The organism is Alteromonas sp. CyTr2 (assembly GCF_947311905.1).
Taxonomy (GTDB): Bacteria; Pseudomonadota; Gammaproteobacteria; order Enterobacterales; family Alteromonadaceae; genus Alteromonas; species Alteromonas macleodii.
In genome coordinates, this window is record NZ_CAMZMZ010000016.1 from 13,289 (window position 1) to 33,945 (window position 20,657).

Consider the following 20,657-nt stretch of genomic DNA (forward strand, 5'->3'; position numbering starts at 1 on the left):
TAGCAGTGCGTAGCAAAAGCATGTCATGAGTCAGGCACACATGATGTTTATGGAAGTTTGGCTTTCAAAAAAAGCATACGAAAGGAGTTTTATAATGGCTAAGAAACCGCAATTAACCACGTCGGCAGGCGCCCCCGTAGTAAGTAACGAAACCACTAAAACAGCAGGAGAGCGCGGCCCCGCCCTCTTACAAGATTATCAACTAATCGAAAAGTTAGCGCATCAAAACCGCGAACGAATTCCAGAACGTGTCGTTCACGCGAAAGGCTGGGGTGCACAGGGCACATTTACGGTCACGCACGACATTACCGATTACACATGCGCTGACTTATTCTCAGAAGTGGGTAAACAAACTGAAGTATTAAGCCGGTGGTCTACGGTAGCAGGAGAATCAGGCGCAGCTGATACCGAGCGTGACGTGCGAGGCTTTAGCTTGAAGTTTTACACACAACAAGGCAACTGGGATATGGTAGGTAATAATACTCCTATCTTCTTCATTCGCGATGGATACAAGTTCCCTGACTTTATTCGTACGCAAAAACGCCATCCGAAAACTAACCTGCGCTCACCAGAAGCCATGTTCGACTTTTGGGCTGCACAGCCAGAAAGCGTGCACCAAGTTACCATTTTAATGTCAGACCGTGGTATTCCGGTGTCACCTATGCACATGAACGGCTATGGCAGCCACACTTTCAGCATGTGGAATAAGGAAGGCAAGCGTCATTGGGTGAAGTTCCATTTCAAAACTCAACAAGGCATTAAAAACTACACCAATGAAACGTCTGAAAAAATCATTGGAAGCACTCGGGAAAAATATCAAGAAGAGCTATATAACGCCATTGAAGAAGGCAATTTCCCAAAATGGACAATGTACATTCAGGCCATGCCAGAAGAGGAAGCAGGACAGCAAAGCTATAACCCGTTCGACCTAACCAAGGTGTGGCCGCACGATGACTATCCGCTTATTGAAGTTGGCGAACTGGAAATGAACAGAAATCCAGAAAACTACTTTCAAATGATAGAAAACGCAGCATTCAGTCCGTCAAATGTTGTCCCTGGTATTGGCTTTAGCCCTGACAAAATGCTTCAGGCTCGCATATTTTCTTATGCTGATGCCCATCGCTATCGTTTGGGCACACACTATGAAGCACTCCCCGCTAACGCGCCGAAAAATAGCAAGGTAAACCACTATCACAAAGACGGCGCAATGCGCTTCTTTACCAATGATTTTGGTAACCCTGACGCCTACTATGAGCCCAATCAATACGAAGGTCCGGTGGCTGACTTTTCAGTGAAAGAGCCTCCGCTTCGCATTGATGGAGACGCTGATAGATATCATCAAGATGAAGCAGATGTGGATTATGTGCAGCCGCGAAAATTGTATGAGATGTTTTCTGATGATCAAAAAGAACGGCTGTATAAAAACTACGCTGCCGCAATGGGCCCGTGCTCAGATAGCGTAAAAGAGCGTTGGTACGCCGTGCTAGAAAAGGTACATCCAGACTACGCCGCAGGCGTACGAAATGCGGTAGAAAGCTTAGATACCGACGTAAATACGGTACCGATTACTGAAAATACCCCTATCGAAGATAGCTAAACGCTATTGTTGTAAGGTATCGCGGCCCAGCAGTTTTCTCTTACTGGAATCTGCTGGGCTCCACAATTTAACAAACATGGCATATTTTTAATACTTGCCTTAAACACGTCTAACCGATGATTAAGAGACTTCTGTCATCAAAATATGCTCATTGAACTTTAGAACAAAACTTGCCGAGTAAGTTTGCGAGATTGAAAATTATGGCTTACGTTTAATGTATCTAAACGTTTATAGCGCTATGTATGTCGTTATTTAAGAAGTCAAAAACAGAACAATCCACCTCTCGCCAAGCTCCATGGAAAATAGCCATAATCGATGATGAAGAAGGCGTACATGAGGTCACTAAACTCACTCTGCGGAAATTTAATTTCGAAAAACGCGGGGTTGAATTTCTATCAGCTCACAGTGGCGCTGAAGGCCTAGCACTTTTCAAAGCAAATCCAGACATCGCTCTCGCTTTCGTTGATGTGGTGATGGAAACTGACGATGCGGGTTTGAATTTGGTTGAGGCCATTCGCAACGAGCTCAATAACCATACCGCCCGCCTTATTCTGCGAACAGGTCAACCTGGTCAGGCGCCGGAAGAAGAGGTAATCAGGCGTTACGACATAAACGACTACAAAGCCAAAACTGAATTATCATCGCTTAAACTTAAGTCTTGTGTGTACACAGCAATAAGGTCGTATCGGGATATTCAGACTATTGAGCAAGGTAAGCGCGGTATGGAAGACGTTTTAAAATCCTCGTCTTCCGTTTTAGCAAGCCAGTCTTTAGCCCAATTTGGCACCGCAGTGTTGAAACAGACACTTACACTGCTTAACCTAAACAACTCTGTACTTTACTTGTCTACTCAGCACACCGATTTATATGGCGATACCACCATGACGGTGCTGGGTGCCAGCGGCGATCTAGTTGGATTATGCGAACCAGGAATTTCTAGCCGAATTCCTGAAACCATCGAAGAAGAAATCAAACAAGTCTTAGAAAGCAAAAGTCACTATCAGTCTAAAGATTTATTCATCGGCTACTACCCTACTGGAGAAGATAGCCACAACATCTTGTATGTTAAGTTAGATCATCCACTGGATGCTCTGCAGCGCAAGACCTTAGAGATGTTTGCCTCTAATGTGGCGGTAATATTCCAAAATCTCACGCAAAAAGAAGACATACAAAAAACCCAAAAAGAACTCATTATGGTGCTTAGCGACGCAATCGAAATGCGGAGTAAAGAGACCGGTGGCCATGTGAGAAGGGTCATTCTTATGACCGAATTTCTCTCTGAAAAGCTTCACATGAGCCGAGAGTTTATTGAGACCATACGGTATTCAGCCGCACTTCATGACGTGGGTAAAATTAGCATTCCTGAAACTATTTTACATAAGCCGGGCAAACTCGACCCAGAAGAATGGGAGATCATGAAGACCCATGCACAAAAAGGCTACGAGCTACTTGCGGGATCTGATCGCATCGTTGCTAAAATGGGCGCTATCATTGCGAAAACGCATCATGAGCGGTGGGATGGTCAAGGTTACCCTGAAGGATTAGCTGGAGACGACATTCCCGTGGAGGGTCGTATTATGGCAATTGTCGACGTTGTCGACGCATTGCTATCTAAGCGCTGCTATAAACCGGCATGGAGTCCTGAGGAAGTAAAAGCCTATCTTCATGAGAATTCCGGGAAACAATTCGATCCGCTAATCACCCACATTATGATAGAGCACTTCGACAGGATCCTTGAAATCCGAGCCACAGAACCGGACGAAGATGAATGAAAGAATCGCTAGAACTAATCTTATTACGCGTTAGCCAAAGCGCAGATATTGATAAAGGTGAATTAGACGTTGCTTCTAGACTTATTATCAACTCGGTGTGTGAGGGTTTGCAAATTACTCGAGCTGGCATTTGGTTGTATGATGAAATACAAACACTGGTACAGTGCACATTGCTCATTGATAAGGGTAATGACCTAGACCACGAAAGCTTAGTACTTACCCGAAAAGACTTTCCTCATTATTTCGAGGCGCTAGATTCAGAGAGAACCATTGCGGCCCACGACGCATTAACAGATGTTGCAACATTTGAATTTGCAGAAGTGTATTTAACGCCGCTTGGGATTAGCTCTATGCTTGATGTCCCTATTCGCCACCGCGGCAAAATGATTGGGATAATTTGCTGTGAACATCAAGGCAAAGCCCGTGAATGGTATGCCGATGAAGTTGTATTTGCGGCGTCACTGGCAGACCTTTACGGGCGTGCAGTGAGTGCAAATGAGCGCGCAGATTACGAGCAGAGGCTAATTGAGGCCAACCAAACCCTTGAGCAAAAAGTAATAGACCGCACGGCTGAACTTGAGGCCGCACAAGAAAAGCTCGTCGAGTCAGAAAAAATGGCGGCGTTAGGAAATCTAGTCGCAGGCATTGCTCACGAAGTTAATACGCCGTTAGGCATTGCACTTACCTCCGTCAGTAACTGCAAAGAAGAACTAAAAGGCATCTATCGAGACTTCGAAAACGATGAATTAACCGAGCAGGGTTTTAAAGACTTCGAAGCTATTTGCTCTGAAGGGCTAAACTTGGCTGAAACGAGCCTGATGCGGGCAGCGAATTTAGTACAAGACTTTAAGCGCACTTCTGCTGACCAAACGTCGTTAGAAATAGAAGAAATTGCATTAGACGAATATATCCCTAGAGTCTGTAACCCTTTAAAACCCATGCTTCGCAAAGAACAAGTCGAGCTAAGCATAGACGTTACGCCCAATTTAGTGATAACCACCTGCCCCGGTATAATTGCCCAATTGCTAACAAATTTAATATCGAATGCTCAGCGTCACGCTTTTGGTCCATCGGTAAATAACGACGTAAATAGAGTGAGTGTGAGCTGCAGTAAAAATGCCAAAGGCATTGTGATTAGCGTACAAGACAATGGCAAGGGTATACCAGAGGCACTTCACAAGAAGGTATTCGAGCCATTTTACACCACGGCTCGTGATAAAGGCGGTACAGGGCTGGGCCTAAATATTTTATACAACTTAGTACGACAAAAATTTAACGGTGAGATTGACTTAAAATCAACCCCTGGAGAGGGAACGAAAGTAACCGTCTGTATTCCGGTTGAAGACTAGCGTGCCTCTCATTTTCCACTACCTATACCCTGCGTTATAAATTCCCTGTGCAGCGCGCGACATTATTAGAATGTCGCCCTCACGACAGACCTAACATCAAAGGCTGGGCAAGCTAAATACAAAAGCATAACAAGGCATGTAGAAATGCAACTTTCACAATGGCGAAGTTCCGGCCACTTTTTAAACGTCGACGGTCAGCAAGTTTTTTATAAAACAGAAGGCACGGGACCAATACTATTACTCATTCACGGATACCCCACCGCAAGTTTTGATTGGGCTAAAATATGGCCAGCACTTACAAACAAGTATCAATGCGTGACGCTCGATATGCCGGGGTTTGGTTTTAGCGATAAGTCACCAAAAAAATACTTAATTAAGGAGCAAGCAGACACGATAAGTGAGGTAATAAGGCATTTAGGTATCACAAGTGCCCATGTTCTATCTCATGATTACGGTGATACGGTTGCGCAAGAAATGATGGCGCAGCAACTGGAAAACGACCTTGCCTTTCGCATCGAATCGCTGCACTTACTTAATGGTGGCCTTTTTCCTGAGACACATCGAGCTCTGCCCATTCAAAAGCTACTGCTCTCTCCATTTGGTGGTCTACTCATTCGCTTTTTAAACAAAAATGCAATTCGAAAAAGTATGCACAACATATTTGGCCCAAACACACCTCCTTCAGATCAAGACATCGATGATTTTTGGACACTTATCAGTGCAAATAGTGGTCACCAACACATGCACTTGCTTTTGGACTATATGAAGCAGCGAAAACAATACCGAAAGCGCTGGGTAAGTGCACTGCAAAATGCCAATGCCCCTCTTCGACTAACCGCAGGTATGGCTGATCCAATCTCTGGCGCGCATATGGTGGCGCGGTACAAACAACTCATTCCCAATGCAGACGTAGTTGAGATCGAGCAAATTGGGCACTATCCGCAAATTGAAAGTGCTGAAGCCGTGGTGAAATCTATAACAAGCTTTTTAGGTCGCTACGCTAACTAAACGTGAAACTTTGTCTTGATGCGGCACGCGACAGGGGTAATATAAAGCTTCACTGATTTAACTCTAGACTCGCAACCAACGTTTATGGACGCTTCAACCTACAACGAAATTATTCCTGCCGCTAGCTTTAAGCAGATTGATATTGGTTTCGTGACCCCTGCTGCTTCCATAAAACGGTTTGTACAATGCATATGGGTGATTGATAACCCTGAAGGCTCAGCTACAACGCTAAACGAAAAATTTTATCCCGATGCAGGTGCTAGTTTGACTTTTTATCTCGATCAAACTAACTGTGAAGCACAATTGTTTTACCATACTCAGGTCTGCGCCATGCCGTGGGAACTGGCTTGTAGGCAAATAAGTGTAAGATTTAGGCCCGGTGCCTTGAAATACTTGTTCGGTTTAACCTTTGATGACAGTAAAAACCAACAAATCGACATCGCGTTGGCTATGGTTAAGCAGCGTGATTCCTATCAACGACTGCAAGCCTATCTTATTGGAAAAACTATTAGCCAGCAGTGCTTAGCAATACAGCACTGGTTGATTGAGCTAGCAGAAAATACTGATGGAGCCTTTCAGAAATGGGAGCGCATGCTTTATCAGTCGATGAATTTACTGGTGCCCCCACAACATCTTGCCGATCAGTTCGGCGTCAGCCGAAGAACGCTGGAGCGCCAATTTCGCACTAACTTTGGTTTCTCGCCAAACAAACTGTATCAATTTGCTCAAATACGCCATGCTCGATCGTTATTAACCTCAAATTCTGAAGCGCTGAGCCACGTCGCATTGGCATGTGGTTACTTCGACCAAGCGCACTTTACACATTCGTTTAGTGATTTCGCGCTGGAAACGCCCCTTCAGTATAGAAAGCGAAAGTTGTCGCAAATTTACAATTAAGCGTTTTGCTTAGACTTTATAGTTCTCCGCAGTTTAAAGGAGATCACTATGAAAAAACGTATTACACAATCTGAGCTATATTCTGAATATCCCCATATTCTTGAGCACCTCACAGGCTTGGTTAAGCCTTCAGTCAAAAGTACTTTAAGTCATAAACTCATACATTTAGTTAAGCTTCGTGCGTCACAAATTAATCAGTGCGGCTTCTGCCAACACATGCACGCCGAAGAAGCGAGAGAGTCTGATGAAAATCAGTCAAGGCTTGATGTATTGTCTGCATGGAGAGAGCTAAATTGCTTCAGTTTTGAAGAGAGAACAGCATTAGCGTGGACGGAAGCGTTAACGCTTATCCACTCTTCCACTATTACTGAAGAAATGTATAACAGTGTAGAAAGCACCTTCGGAAAAGAAGGGCTGATAGAACTCACGTCTATTATTCTTCAAATTAATAGCTGGAACCGTATTTCAGTAAGCCTTCAGTTTCAACCTTCTATTTAGTAGTAAGGAAGACGTGAAAATGACTATCATGAAACAAGTACAAAATAACAAATTGGGTGTAGCCGCCTGCTTGTGCTTTTTTTGGGGAAGTACCCTTTTCTTGCCAGCCTTCAGCAAATTTGCAACCGCTGGAGTATGGTTATTTATGGCGGGTTCTCTATTGATGCTTTTCGACATCTTGAGCATTAAAACCAACTAGGCTTTGCGCTAATAATGTTTAAGAGTGTATATACAAGTATGCACTCTTTTATTGAGCTAAATTTACTGCTGTATATTGGTACAAGAAAAGTGAGTTTCGATTTTACTTTGAGATATATATGGCATAAGCCATTGAATGGGGAGAGAGAAGTTGGTCGGTGTGAGAGGATTTGAACCTCCGACCCCTGACACCCCATGACAGTGCGCTACCAGGCTGCGCTACACACCGACCGAAAGAGCCGACAAGTCTACTCAATTTCAACGACTTTGCAATGTAAAAAAACCAAATAACCGCCTAAACGATTATTTGGTAATCAAAACCCATCTAAAACGAAGCTTATTACAAGTCGTCTGCACTTACATCTTTGATTTCTGGCCATTCTTCATTCGCCTCATCTATATGAGTAGGAATGTTCTTGGCCCATGCTTTGTATACACTTTCGTCTTTATTCACGTAAAGTACGCCATCAACAATTTCAAACGCTTTGCCGTTTATTTCGAATTTCTTACCAAACGTTGCTCCGTAGGCACAAAAGCCGCCGTACGCTGGTACGTATTTGTCTGGGTTGCTTACAAACATGTCTCTATTTTTCCGCGATGAAAATCGGTAAATTGCGTCGTTGTGGACAGCCGTTATAGTCGCTTTACCCAGCACTGGCTTACCTTCAGTAAAATAAGCTACAGCGTCGTGCCCGGCTAAAATAATTCCGTTTTCGTCGGTCTCTGTATCAACGCCAGCGAATACCGCGCCACTAGCAATTAGTGAAACTGCAAATAAACTACCTTTTAAGAATGCTCTCATGCTATTTCTTCTCCACATTGGTGTTTCGAGTGTTTTCACACTATCTCTGTATAAGTTCGAAGAATATGGTACGTACTTCGGTCTTATACAAACATGCTCCAAACGCTTAAATACTTGTCCAAAACACCATGAAAAATTTAGAAAGCCTTTTTGACAAACTTCAAATAACCACCAATGTATTTCACAACGGACAATATTGCGGTAACTGGCAAATTGACACTTCTGGCACCGGCTTTATTAATTTTCACGCCGTAACTCACGGTCAATGCTACTTACACCGTAACGACGACGGCCCAGTTCTGTTAGAAAAAGGCGACATGGTTTTACTGCCTGTTGATAGCCCACACCTTTTAAGCCCTACAAAAACTCACACTTACAAAAATGTTAGCGCAAGCTCTATTCCTGTTAGCGAGAAACTAGGAGCTGAAGGCCCGGTGCTACTTTGCGGTTACTTCGAGTATCAGCACCCTTTAATGAGAGTAATAACAAAAGAACTGCCAGAATTTTGGATAATTAAAAAAGCATCAAAAGAAAGTAGAGTGCTACATGAAAGTCTGCAGTTACTTATCAGCGCGTCGTTAGAAGTGTCGGACTCAACCTTCACTTCGTCGGTTCTGCTAAACAAAATCGCTGAGGTTGTATTCCTTTTGATTGTGAAGCATTTAATGAGCAAGTACTCATCAACCTTAGGGGCTCTACTGCATCCGGCCATAGCAAATAGCCTTCAAGCGCTGCATAACGCGCCTGAACAACATTGGAACGTAGAATTGCTGGCGAGTATTGCGAATATGTCTAAATCTAACTACGCAGCAAAGTTCAAAGCCTGTGCAGGCGTAACTCCAATTAAATACCTAACGCAATGGCGCCTGCGTTGTGCCTGCACAGAAATAATCCAAAGCAACAAGCCGTTAATTACCATTGCAAACCAATATGGTTACGAAACGGAAGCTTCTTTTTCAAAGGCTTTTAAAAGAGAGATTGGCGTATCTCCTTCACAAAAGCGCGTTCAAGCTAGGCCAGCGTAACGTAACACACCCCAGTTACTACCAGTGCAACTAACACGTTTAGCACCCCCCCCTCTCTGGCCATAGTTTTTATGTCGAACTTTTCCGTTGAGTATGCAATGGCGTTAGGCGCTGTAGCTACTGGCAGCATAAAAGCGCAACTTGCGCTAATTGCCGCGGGGATCATCAACAACTTAGGATCTACGCCCACAGCCATACCCGCGGCCGCTAGAATTGGCATTAGTAGTGTAGATGTTGCCGTGTTAGAGGTAATTTCCGTCAAGAAGGTAACGAACAAGCAAATTCCAAGTACCAACAGAAGAACAGGAAGCGTAGAAAGTCCCGTTAACCATGTTCCCATAAGAACACTTAAGCCCGATGACATAAATGCTTTGGCAATACAAATACCGCCAGCAAACAATAACAACATGCCCCACGGAATATCGTTTGCGGTTTTCCAATCAAGCAGTTTGTCGTTGTTTCCTTTTTCGTCTACTTCACCGCTATCGTTTCCGCTGTTTGTAAAGAACATAGCCGCAACACCCGCTACGGCAATAGTACTGTCACTTATTGTGCTTATGCCTATCCAAGCAGTCCAAAAAGGTCTGAAAATCCAAGCTAAAGCGACAGTGCCAAAAATAGCAAGAACACGCTTCTCGGCTTTTGTCCACGTGCCTGGGACAGGTAAATCGATGTTCCCCACTTGTTTAATACCGCGCGCTAACCATAAAGCCATAATCGGTACGCCTAGTATTACAATTGGTACGCCTGTTTTCATCCAGTCGATAAAGCTGTATTCAATACCTTGGGTTTCTTCATACACGCTCATAAAGATAATATTAGGTGGCGTCCCAATCGGTGTCCCTACCCCACCTAAGCTTGCCGAATAAGCGATACCAAGTATAAGCGCCACGCCAAATCGCGGATTGTCTACTGCGTTGATAATAGCGATAGCCATTGGCAACATCATTAGGATTGTTGCCGTATTACTAATCCACATACTGAGTACTGCGGTTGTTAACATGAAGCCCAGTACCAGTTTGAGCGGGCTGCCGCTGCCCGTTATACGCAACATGTAAATGGCGAAACGCTTGTGTAAGTTAGCGCGCTCCAACCCTTTTGAAAGCATGAAAGCAGCCATTAATAGAATGATAACGTGGCTTCCGAGAGCAGAGGCAGCTTCGCTGTGAGACAACACACCAAATAGCGGGAATAGCGCGAAGGGTAAAAGTGAGGTAGCGGGAATAGGGAGCGCTTCAGTCACCCAGAGCACAGCGACAAATAGCGTAATTGCTGCGGTAAAAATGATCTCGCTGGGCTGATCAATGGCCCACAATCCCAAGCCACATAGTACTGAAGCGATAAAGGCAAATAGAATTATACTGTTTTTGCGTGTTGGCTTTCGTTGTAGAGTTTCTGAAGAAGGTTCAGAGTTTGTGTGCATTGCGCTTCCCGTTACTAATAGCTTTATTATAAGTGCTAGTTATTGCTCTTATATTTTCTATCAGTAATTAGCGGGAAACGCACTACGCTTTTGCGAAAAAAACGTGTTTTTAAGACGGTTTCTTTTATTTACTCTCGTCGTCTGACGAGATTCGGCTTGCAACTGCACCTGCTTGGCCTTTGTATTTAGCGTCCACTCGTGCGTTGTACGGTTTTTCAGCGGGCGCCGATAGCACCTCAAAGCTAAGTGCCCCTATTTTCATTTTAGGGCGAAGCGCTAGCGGTAACTTACCACTGTTGTAAAACTCAAGAACGATGTTGCCCGACCAGCCTGGATCTATTCGATGCGCGGTCACGTGAACCATTAAGCCCAAACGCGCAAGCGAAGAACGCCCGTCTAGCCAACCTACGATGTTGTCAGGCAAGGTTACTGACTCGTGGGTAATGGCAAGCGCTAGCTCCCCAGGGTGTAGAAAGAAGGCTTTACCCTCTTCTAGTTCAATTTCATCGCTCATAACATGGTCGAGCGCCTCTTGAACCTGTGCTTTCGGCCCACTTAAATCGATAAACGGCGCTTGGTGATCTTCAAACACGCGAAATTTATTACCTAGGCGGATATCTACCGTTACACCACTTATTTGATCGTAGCTGGGTGTAGGGTCAATTTTAATTTTTCCATCTTGCAGATGTTGGTAGATATCGCGGTCGCACAAGCGCATGGTGTATTCCTCATTTCGTTAGGCCGCTATTATGCGTATGTCGCCGCATGCATTCAACTGCTCAAAGGCTTGTTTTATCTGCTTTTGCGCAATTTTTGTATAGTTTTATCAAATTTTAAATTTAAGCAATCGAACCTGGCTATAATTCACCTTTACTACACCTGTCTGAATTTACCTATCCGTCGGGCATTCCTGATATTTGTTACCTAGATATTTCAAGCTAGTTACTCTTTACCAACAATGCCAATAGGGTTGCCCTTAATGTGTTTTACTGCCCCTTTGCGTGGCGCAACAGTAAGGGCCAATTGCATAGACAGGGCGCGAGCAGCCTCGCGATAACTTTCACTCAATGCACTTTCGGGCGAGGTAATTAACAAAGGCGTGCCGGCATCGCCATGCTCGCGAATATGGATATCAAGCGGTAGCTGACCTAAAAGTGGCAGTCCGTGGCGTTCGGCAAGCGCCTCGCCCCCATCTTTTGAAAACACATAGTCTTTGGTACCACAGGCTCTGCACTGGTAATAACTCATGTTTTCAATAAGCCCTAATACAGGTACGTTCACTTTTTCAAACATGCTTATGCCTTTTTGGGCGTCGGCTAGTGCTAAGTCCTGCGGCGTTGTAACTACCACTGAAGCAGTCAGCGGTACTTGTTGCGCCATCGTCAGTTGGATATCGCCTGTTCCTGGTGGCATATCTACAATTAAGTAGTCCAGCACGGGCCATAGGGTTTCATCTAGCAACTGCTTTAACGCCCTGCTTGCCATTGGCCCTCGCCATACGGCCGCGTCTTCCTGAGGCACTAAATAGCCAATTGAGTTCGCCACCAGCCCATGTGACATAAGGGGCTGCATGTTCTTATTATCTTCGCTTTCAGGGTGTGCATCGGGGTTGCCCAACATAATGGGAATAGACGGCCCATAAATATCGGCATCTAAAATCCCAACTTTCGCGCCTTCTTGCATAAGCGCAAACGCTAAATTAATGCTGGTTGTCGACTTACCTACGCCGCCCTTGCCAGAGGCCACTGCTATGATGTTTTTAATGTTGGTGACCGGTGCTACTTCAGTTTCTCCACTCGCTACGTTTTGTTTAAACGTAAGCTGGTCATCGCCAAGCTTCCCTTTTAGCTGGTTAAGCACTTCTTTTTTAAGCGCGTCTAGCTGTGTAGCAATACAAAACGGCAAAGTAACTGTCACGCCGGCATCTTCATTTCCTGGCTGGCTAAAAGCACACCATGGCAAGGTATCTTCAACATCTAAAGAAAAATACTTGGCCAAAATTACAGCAACTTTTTGAGTTACCGGCTCTGCTTTGCGAGAAAAGAACATAAAATGCCTTACTAGTAGTAGAATTGTGTGAATTACGTAATGCAAAAAACGCGGTTTTCCGCTAGTATTTGCAGCCATTTTGAAACGCAAAGAATCAATAACGTCATTATGTCAGAAAAACGCCGAATTCTGGTAACCAGTGCGTTGCCATACGCAAATGGCTCTATTCACTTAGGTCATTTGCTAGAACACATTCAAACCGACATCTGGACTCGTTTTCAGCGCCTTCGCGGAAACGAATGTTACAGTGTTTGCGCCGACGATGCACACGGTACGCCGGTTATGCTTAAAGCCCAAGAGCTTGGCATTACACCAGAAGAAATGGTGGCAAGAACGCGTGCTGAACATCACCAAGACCTTGTTGATTTTCACGTAGATTACGACAACTACTATGTAACCCATTCGCCAGAAAACAAGGCGCTGTGTGAAGAAATTTACACCCGTTTGGATAATGCGGGTTACATCAGCAAGCGCACCATTAACCAACTGTTCGACCCTGAAAAAGAAATGTTCTTACCGGATCGTTTCGTTAAGGGTACCTGCCCAAGCTGTGGCGCAGAAGATCAAAACGGCGACAGCTGTGACGTATGTGGCGCAACGTATAGCCCAACAGAAGTAAAGAACCCGCGCAGCGTTGTATCGGGTGCTACACCAGTACTACGTGAGTCTGAGCACTTCTTCTTTGACCTGCCAAAATTTGAAGGCATGTTAAAAGAGTGGATCCGCTCAGGTGCCCTGCAGGAAGAAATGGCTAACAAGCTGCAAGAATGGTTTACTGAAGGTCTTCAACAGTGGGACATCAGCCGTGATGCGCCTTACTTCGGTTTTGAAATTCCAGGTGCGCCGAACAAGTTCTTCTACGTGTGGGTAGATGCGCCGGTTGGCTATATGGCTAGTTTCAAAAACTTCTGCGACCAAAACAATCTAGAGTTTGATGATTTCTGGAAAGCAGACTCAGAGGCTGAGCTTTATCACTTTATTGGTAAAGATATTACCTACTTCCACTGCCTATTCTGGCCTGCCATGCTAGAAGGTGCGGGATACCGTAAGCCTACTGGCGTAAATATTCACGGTTTCGTAACGGTGAACGGCGCGAAAATGTCAAAGTCGCGCGGTACGTTTATTAAAGGCCGTACTTACCTTGACCATCTGAACCCAGAATATCTGCGTTACTACTTTGCGTCTAAGTTAGGCGACGGTGTTACCGACATCGACCTTAACTTTACTGACTTCGCACAAAAAGTGAATTCAGACCTAGTAGGTAAAGTGGTTAACATTGCAAGCCGCTGTGCAAGCTTTATCACCAAGCGTTTCGACGGAAAGCTGTCTGAGAACGTGATTGAGCCAGAACTGATTGCTGAGTTCCAAAACGCGTCAGAGAGCATTGCTGCACTTTTCGAGAAGCGTAAGTACCACCAAGCCGTGCGCGAGATTATGGCCCTTGCTGACAAAGCAAACCAGTTCATTGATAACAACGCACCTTGGGTAACCATTAAAGACGAGACTAAGCAGCAGTTCACACACGATGTGTGCTCGCTAGGTATCAACATGTTCCGTCTGTTGGTGATTTACTTAAAGCCTGTACTGCCAGTACTTGCAGAAAAAGCAGAAGAATTCCTAAACGACAAGTTCGACTGGAATTCACTGCAAACCCTATTGAAAGGCCACGCCATCAACAAATTTAAGCCGATGATGCAGCGTGTAGAAATGGAGAAAATCGACGCCATGGTTGAAGATTCAAAAGAAAGCCTAGCGCCAGCAGCACCGGCAATCGACCCAGACAGCCCGCTTGCTAAAGATCCTATCAGCGACACTATCTCGTTTGATGAGTTCGCCAAGGTAGATTTACGTATTGCGCGTATAGCTAAAGCTGAACACGTAGAAAAAGCCGATAAGCTTCTGCGCTTAGAGCTAGATTTAGGCGGCGAAACCAAGCAAGTTTTTGCAGGTATTAAGTCGGCCTACTCGCCTGAAGCCCTAATCGGTAAACATACGGTAATGGTAGCGAACCTCGCCCCTCGTAAAATGCGTTTTGGCATGAGTGAAGGTATGGTATTAGCCGCGGGCCCTGGTGGCGACGAGCTATACATTCTTGAGCCGCACGAAGGTGCAAAGCCTGGTATGCGTGTTAAGTAAGCTGTAAAGCGCCCCCTTAAAAGTAAGGTGACATTCAGCGCTATAACGCGACGGGATGTCACCTTTTTTATTGGGCGGTCAAAGCGGCGCTCAGATTTATAAAGCAAAAATCATATAACCAGAATCAAAGTGCAAGCACGTAACTTGGTATGCTAATAAGCCTTATCATCTTACACTCCCCACTCACTAATTACTTACCCACTCACTAACCTTATCTGCCTAAGGCAAATCGGCTAGAAAATTCTTGTCAAAAAACAGCTCAGTTCCGTTCGGTTTGATTCAAGGCGATCTAACCCTCTTTTTTTAACGTAATCAACGTGGTTAATTAATAAAAGAGGTATTTATGGAAGATTTCTTCGGGACTAATATCGATTTATCGGAATTAACCGAAAAAGCTATATCACTGGTGATGACTTACACCCCCAAATTGTTGTTGGCTATTCTTACTTTGGTGGTGGGTCTCTGGTTAGTGAATCGTTTTGTAAACCTATTAGATCATCGGCTAGGTAAAAAGGATCCCACGTTAAATAAGTTTCTGTGCGGACTTATCAGTGCGGTGCTAAAAGTAATGCTGTTGATTTCAGTTGCCTCAATGATAGGCATTGAAACCACCTCATTTATTGCCGTCGTAGGTGCAGCAGGTTTGGCCATTGGTCTGGCATTACAAGGCAGCCTGGCGAACTTTGCTGGCGGTGTGCTAATACTGATTTTTAAACCCTTTAAAGTGGGTGACACCATTGAAGCAGAGGGTCATTTAGGCTCAGTGTCAGAGATACAAATTCTCTATACTGTACTTAATACTTTTGACAATAAGCGCATTGTTATTCCCAATGGCAGCCTGTCTAATGCCACGTTAATTAACGTTAGCGTGTATGATAAACGCCGTTGCGACATGACATTTGGTATAGGCTACGATGACGATATCGATAAAGCAAAGAAGGTGTTGCAGCGACTGTTCGAAGAAGATGAGCGCTCGTTAACCGACCCTGCACCAAGGATTTGTGTAGGCGGATTAGGCGATAACTCAGTCGATTTAATGTTTAGACCGTGGGTCGCCACAGATGACTTGTGGCCTTACTATTGGGATATGCAGGAAAAAGTTAAAAAAGCTTTTGATGAAGAAGGCATTAGCATCCCATATCCACAGCGAGATGTGCACCTCTATAAAACGAGTGACGACTAACGTCTCAGTTGGGAGATAGCAGTCTATGCTATCTCCTATTCCCCTTTCAAACTTGCGTAAAAACGCGAAAGCCATCCGTTTTAGTTACAACATCTTGGTAAATATAGAAGATGGTTAGCGTCTGTCGCTGCTTTCAAGTTAAGAGCTTGGCGTGCGATTCATCGTAGAGGTCCTTACACTGGCGCCCACCGCCGAAAAACGCGGCTTCAAATTGCGTTTGGGTTTTATTGCGGTCATGGGTATAACCCGCTTTTTCGCGAGTATTACGTACACCGCACTGCACCATGGCAAATAAGATGCTAAATAGTCTTGAAGCTTAACCGCCCCTTTCCATTTTTGTTGAAAAAAGAGCGTTGAAAACATCACTTGACGTTGTTCAACAATTTCAAATCCCAGCAGCTGAAGCCAATCTTTAATGCGATAGGACGTAAAAAAGCGAGCATCGTGTAGGATATTTCCGCGCTTAACAGGTAGAAATTTGGCAATTCCGGCGAGGCTTAAGGGGTTAAAGCCACTTATGATCACATAACCGTTTTGTGTAATAACGCGGTCTACTTCTCTTAATATTTCGTGAGGGTCTTGCGCAAAATCTAATTCATTTGCAAGTAGAAAGCCATCAATGCTGTTTTCGGCGAAGGGTAAGCAGTGCGACTGCCCCACTACCGTGTTTTCTCTACTTATTTTCGGTTCGCGTTTATCACCGCCTAACGATATACCCGATGCATTGTGATTGGGAAAGCCCTCTTTCGCTTCATTGTGGTGTGGCTGCTCGCTAGCTAGGTCATTAAACGGAACGTGATTGATGTGGTGTCGAATTGGGCTGGTGTCGAGATTTATATCGGCACTTAGCGAGCCTAGTTTGGCAAAGTGATACCCAAAAATTCGCTCAGCATAATCGCTACAAACTGCATTGACCGCATGTCGAATGTGCTCTCCGGCGGGGAAATCATTCCAATTTGTAGGGTAGCGTGGCGGTTTGGCTTTAAACGCCGATCTCATTAACACTGCGCGCTCTTAGGTTGCTCTGCTCTTCACAAGTCCCTATAGTAACGCATAATTCTACCTACACAAGCAGGTACTCTTATGACGGCAGAAACACTTCCTTCAGGCGTAGCCATTCATCCTATTCCCGCTTTTACCGACAATTACATTTGGTGTATTTATAACGAGAGTAGCGCTATTGTTGTCGACCCAGGTGATGCTGAGCCAGTGCTGGCCTTTATTAAAGCCAAAGGATTAACGCTAAGTGCAGTTCTCATCACTCATCATCACAGAGACCACACGGGTGGTATTGCTAAATTAGTATCTGCAGTACCAGATTTGCCAGTTATTGGCCCAAGAGGCAATCACATAAGAGGAATAACTAAATCTGTTTCTCAAGGCGATACTGTCTCGCTACCTGTTTTTAAAATGGCACTGCAAGTAATGGAAGTGCCAGGTCATACCCTTGATCACATTGCTTTCTTCGGGCATGGCGCATTGTTTTGCGGCGACACGTTATTTTCAGCAGGTTGCGGACGATTGTTTGAAGGTTCGCCAGAGCAAATGCATCATTCACTGAATAAGTTAAAGCGACTGCCCGACACCACGAAAGTGTTCTGTACACATGAGTATACTCAGGCTAACGTCCAGTTTGCTTTAGCCGTAGAGCCAGACAATAAAGCGCTGTGTGACTACGCACAGTGGGTGGCAGAAAAACGCGCTCAAGGTCAGCCTACACTACCAAGTAATCTCAAAGAGCAAAAAAACATAAACCCATTTTTACGGGCTCATGAACTTTCTGTGAAAACTGCTGCCGAAGCCTATTGCGAAAATAACCTGGCTGACGATGTAGCGGTATTTGCTGCAGTTCGCCGCTGGAAAGATGAGTTTTGATGCAAAAGTAAGCCGATTATCGTAACATGGTCGGTTTGCAGTGCTCCACGAGGTTTCTTCATATATGCAGTTGAAGTTTTTCCCACTGTCGCCACTGATATTGGCGCTAGGTTTAACGGGTTGTCAGTTAACCGATAATAATAACGACAATGCACAATTAGAAAGTAACGAAACCGCTTCACTAGAAGCGTGCAGTGAAATTCATAACAACGAAGAAGCCATTTCTGATTGTGAAGTTGCAAGAGACGGCGTTATTGATGTTGTTCACCCCAATGATGATACGCTAGAAGAAGGCGCTGAGCTTACTGATACACCGGATATGCATACGCAGGCGGTCGTTACTGACGTATGGGAACGTGCAAGCGCGAATTTCGCCTTACCTATCCCTGACGACAAACGCATTAGCGCACAGCGTAAATGGTACCTGAAGCACCCAGAGTATATGGCTCGCGTTGTAAAACGTGCCAAGCCTTTTCTTTATTACATTACCGAAGAAATTGAAAAGCGCGACATGCCGATGGAGCTTGTGCTTTTACCAATAGTAGAAAGTGCTTTTGATCCCTTTGCTTATTCCCATGGCCGAGCGGCTGGTATGTGGCAGTTTATTCCTGGCACAGGCAAGCGCTTTGGTATGCAGCAGAATTGGTGGTATGACGGACGTCGAGACGTTGTTGCTTCAACACAAGGTGCACTTGACTATCTAACCTATCTAAACGAAATGTTTGATGGTAATTGGCTGCACGCACTTGCCGCCTACAATAGTGGCGAAGGCCGCGTTCAAAGGGCTATTAAAGCTAACAAACGCGCGGGTAAACCTACCGACTTTTGGAACTTAAATTTACCCAAAGAGACACGTGCTTACGTGCCTAAATTGCTTGCGCTGGCTGATATTCTAAAAAATAAAGATGAATATGCGTATGCGTGGCCTGAAGTTGAGAATGTAGCGGTTATCGAAGTGGTTGATATCGGCTCACAGGTCGATTTAGCATTTGCCGCCGAACTTGCTGGTATGTCTTTAAAAGAACTACACGGGTTAAACCCAGGGTTCAATCGTTGGGCAACGTCACCAGAAGGACCACATAGATTAATACTTCCCCTTGATAAGGCTGCTGCGTTCTCTCAAGCACTGGCTAAAATTGATCAAAAAGAGCGGTTAAACTGGGTACGCCACTCGGTGAAGCCCGGCGACAGCTTAGGTAAAATCGCTAAGCAGTATCACACCACCGTGAAAGTTCTTAAAAAAGTGAATGAGCTAGACTCGTCCATGATCCGCGTGGGTCAAGCGATAATGGTACCAGTAGCACTTCAAGAACTGGACAGCTACACATTATCTCAGGAACAGCGTCTAGCCAGCTTGCAGAACGGCAACACGTCTAAGCAAAAAGTACGTCATACCGTACAATCTGGTGATACGCTTTGGGATATTGCCCGTAAGTACAATATAGGCACTAAACAATTAGCTAAATGGAACGGTATGGCCCCTGGCGATATGCTTCACCCTGGCAAAACCTTAGTTATCTGGCAGGAAGGTAAAGCGCAAGACGGTGTTACCAAAAAAGTGACCTACACAGTAAGAAATGGCGATTCGTTGTCTCGTATCGCCAGCAAGTTCAATGTTAGAGTAAGCGACATAGGCAAGTGGAACTCACTTAATACTAAGCGCTATCTACAACCTGGTCAGAAGCTAAAACTTTATGTAGACGTAACAAGGTTGAACGCATCAAGCTAACCTTTAATACTTAAAGTTCAATATTGTTCATGCCTAACTGCATTTACGTTACGCTTTAAGTCAGAATACAGGATAAGGAAATGCTAAGAATTAACCGAGAAAATTTGCGAAACAGTCATGAAACGCCTTGGTTAATCTTAGATTTAGTCATGTTAGGTATACTTTTTGTGAACCTAACATGGCTCATTTTCGATGCCTTATACGCCACCGACTTTGTCTATGGTCTATTGGGCACGTATTTTCCCGCTTTTCTTAGTGCTTACGATCCCGTTCACAACAACTTTCTGTTGGTCGACTTGGTGTTTATCGCCATTTTCTTCAGCGAGTTTTGCTTCCGGTGGGTTGTAGCTATTGTGCGTAAAGAACACTTACGCTGGTACTTTTTTCCGTTTTTGCATTGGTACGATATCATAGGTCTAATCCCTACTGGACCTACCCGCTTATTTCGATTCTTGCGCATATTTTCTATTTTGCACCGCCTGCACAAATTCGAAATCATCGACTTAAATCAAACCGCGGTCTTTCGCTTTTTTGCGTTTTACTACGATGTATTTGTTGAAGAGTTAAGCGACCGGATTGTTGTAAAAGTGCTCAGCGATGCGCAAAAAGACATCTCAGCAGGTTCGCCTTTATTAGACGATATCAACGCACAGGTACTGGCCCCCCGCCGTCCTGTCATTACCCAATGGATGGCTGGCGTTATCAACCATTTAGGCCAGTCAATTCAAAGCGAAGAGCACGGCGAGGTGATACGGGAGCACGTGCGCAAGAGCGTGGGTAAAGCGGTGAGAAGTAATGCACAAGTTTCTTCCCTGCATTACCTACCTGTTATCGGTAAAACCATTGAAAATACGTTGGAAGAGTCAGTCACCGATATCGTGACCACATCGCTAGTTAATCTGTTACGCGACTTAGACGCAGAGCGCATCGACCATTTCATTTCAGTCGGCATGCACGACTATACCCCTACCGCCGATGCACTTGATAAAGAAGTACTTAATGTTGTAAACGAATGCTTAGAACTGGTGAAAGCGCACGTTGCACAGCAGCGTTGGAAGTCACATCTCACCGAAAAAGAATCGGCTATTCCCACTGGCAAGCCCGAAATTTAATTAA

The 20,657-nt window shown here is 44.7% G+C and carries 18 protein-coding genes and 1 tRNA gene; 13 read left to right on the forward strand and 6 right to left on the reverse strand.

Translation table 11 applies throughout. From position 1 onward, the window contains the following. The first annotated feature begins 94 nt into the window (after positions 1-94). From QME20_RS10295 to QME20_RS10325, 7 genes are all read left to right on the forward strand, one after another. Positions 95-1,597 carry a catalase gene (locus QME20_RS10295; protein ID WP_039225577.1) on the forward strand — a complete coding sequence of 501 codons (1,503 nt, stop codon included), beginning with the start codon at positions 95-97 and terminating at the stop codon, positions 1,595-1,597. A 242-nt stretch (positions 1,598-1,839) separates the two neighbouring features. Beyond that, entirely contained in the window at positions 1,840-3,369 is a 1,530-nt protein-coding gene (locus tag QME20_RS10300; protein WP_039225303.1) for a DUF3369 domain-containing protein, read from the forward strand. Continuing rightward, positions 3,366-4,718 (forward strand): GAF domain-containing sensor histidine kinase, encoded by a 1,353-nt coding sequence (locus QME20_RS10305; protein ID WP_281715876.1) that lies wholly within the window; start codon positions 3,366-3,368, stop codon positions 4,716-4,718. The genes QME20_RS10300 and QME20_RS10305 overlap by 4 nt, the downstream gene beginning before the upstream one ends. A gap of 144 nt (positions 4,719-4,862) precedes the next feature. Continuing rightward, positions 4,863-5,726, forward strand: coding sequence for an alpha/beta hydrolase (locus QME20_RS10310; protein ID WP_281715877.1), 864 nt, complete (start codon positions 4,863-4,865; stop codon positions 5,724-5,726). A gap of 84 nt (positions 5,727-5,810) precedes the next feature. Beyond that, positions 5,811-6,623, forward strand: a complete 813-nt coding sequence (locus QME20_RS10315) for a helix-turn-helix domain-containing protein (RefSeq protein ID WP_281715878.1) — start codon at positions 5,811-5,813, stop codon at positions 6,621-6,623. A 48-nt stretch (positions 6,624-6,671) separates the two neighbouring features. Beyond that, entirely contained in the window at positions 6,672-7,121 is a 450-nt protein-coding gene (locus QME20_RS10320; protein ID WP_281715879.1) for a carboxymuconolactone decarboxylase family protein, read from the forward strand. Between the two features lie 28 nt (positions 7,122-7,149). Then, positions 7,150-7,320, forward strand: coding sequence for a YrhK family protein (locus tag QME20_RS10325; RefSeq protein ID WP_230633717.1), 171 nt, complete (start codon positions 7,150-7,152; stop codon positions 7,318-7,320). Between the two features lie 151 nt (positions 7,321-7,471). On the opposite strand, the gene QME20_RS10330 is transcribed toward QME20_RS10325, so the two are convergent. Both QME20_RS10330 and QME20_RS10335 read right to left on the reverse strand, forming a co-directional pair. Continuing rightward, a tRNA-Pro gene (locus QME20_RS10330) sits at positions 7,472-7,548 on the reverse strand. Positions 7,549-7,659: 111 nt separating this feature from the next. Beyond that, positions 7,660-8,121, reverse strand: coding sequence for a YHS domain-containing (seleno)protein (locus QME20_RS10335; RefSeq protein ID WP_281715899.1), 462 nt, complete (start codon positions 8,119-8,121; stop codon positions 7,660-7,662). 128 nt (positions 8,122-8,249) lie between these two features. On the opposite strand from QME20_RS10335, the gene QME20_RS10340 reads away from it, so the two are divergent. After that, positions 8,250-9,146 (forward strand): AraC family transcriptional regulator, encoded by an 897-nt coding sequence (locus QME20_RS10340; protein ID WP_281715880.1) that lies wholly within the window; start codon positions 8,250-8,252, stop codon positions 9,144-9,146. On the opposite strand, the gene QME20_RS10345 is transcribed toward QME20_RS10340, so the two are convergent. The 3 genes from QME20_RS10345 to apbC form a co-directional block, all read right to left on the reverse strand. Then, entirely contained in the window at positions 9,133-10,569 is a 1,437-nt protein-coding gene (locus QME20_RS10345; RefSeq protein WP_281715881.1) for an SLC13 family permease, read from the reverse strand. The genes QME20_RS10340 and QME20_RS10345 overlap by 14 nt on opposite strands. A gap of 124 nt (positions 10,570-10,693) precedes the next feature. After that, positions 10,694-11,287, reverse strand: a complete 594-nt coding sequence (gene dcd, locus QME20_RS10350; RefSeq protein WP_014976864.1) for a dCTP deaminase — start codon at positions 11,285-11,287, stop codon at positions 10,694-10,696. Between the two features lie 224 nt (positions 11,288-11,511). Then, positions 11,512-12,618 carry an iron-sulfur cluster carrier protein ApbC gene (gene apbC, locus QME20_RS10355; RefSeq protein ID WP_281715882.1) on the reverse strand — a complete coding sequence of 369 codons (1,107 nt, stop codon included), beginning with the start codon at positions 12,616-12,618 and terminating at the stop codon, positions 11,512-11,514. Positions 12,619-12,726: 108 nt separating this feature from the next. On the opposite strand from apbC, the gene metG reads away from it, so the two are divergent. Together metG and QME20_RS10365 are read left to right on the forward strand one after the other, a co-directional pair. Then, entirely contained in the window at positions 12,727-14,754 is a 2,028-nt protein-coding gene (gene metG, locus QME20_RS10360; protein ID WP_049586883.1) for a methionine--tRNA ligase, read from the forward strand. Between the two features lie 343 nt (positions 14,755-15,097). Beyond that, positions 15,098-15,937: a mechanosensitive ion channel domain-containing protein gene (locus QME20_RS10365; RefSeq protein ID WP_014949914.1), complete on the forward strand. Its 840-nt coding sequence runs from the start codon at positions 15,098-15,100 to the stop codon at positions 15,935-15,937. Between the two features lie 138 nt (positions 15,938-16,075). Here QME20_RS10365 and QME20_RS10370 read toward each other — a convergent pair whose 3' ends face one another. Continuing rightward, complete coding sequence (locus QME20_RS10370) at positions 16,076-16,936, reverse strand: methyltransferase domain-containing protein (protein ID WP_281715883.1); 861 nt, start codon at positions 16,934-16,936, stop codon at positions 16,076-16,078. 84 nt (positions 16,937-17,020) lie between these two features. On the opposite strand from QME20_RS10370, the gene gloB reads away from it, so the two are divergent. The 3 genes from gloB (at position 17,021) to QME20_RS10385 (ending at position 20,653) form a co-directional block, all read left to right on the forward strand. Next, positions 17,021-17,812: a hydroxyacylglutathione hydrolase gene (gloB, locus tag QME20_RS10375; protein ID WP_039225290.1), complete on the forward strand. Its 792-nt coding sequence runs from the start codon at positions 17,021-17,023 to the stop codon at positions 17,810-17,812. Between the two features lie 64 nt (positions 17,813-17,876). Further along, the gene (locus tag QME20_RS10380; protein WP_239220211.1) at positions 17,877-19,541 is read left to right on the forward strand and encodes a LysM peptidoglycan-binding domain-containing protein; all 1,665 of its coding nucleotides are present in this window, start codon (positions 17,877-17,879) and stop codon (positions 19,539-19,541) included. Between the two features lie 80 nt (positions 19,542-19,621). After that, positions 19,622-20,653 carry an ion transporter gene (locus QME20_RS10385; RefSeq protein ID WP_281715884.1) on the forward strand — a complete coding sequence of 344 codons (1,032 nt, stop codon included), beginning with the start codon at positions 19,622-19,624 and terminating at the stop codon, positions 20,651-20,653. Positions 20,654-20,657: the final 4 nt, after the last annotated feature.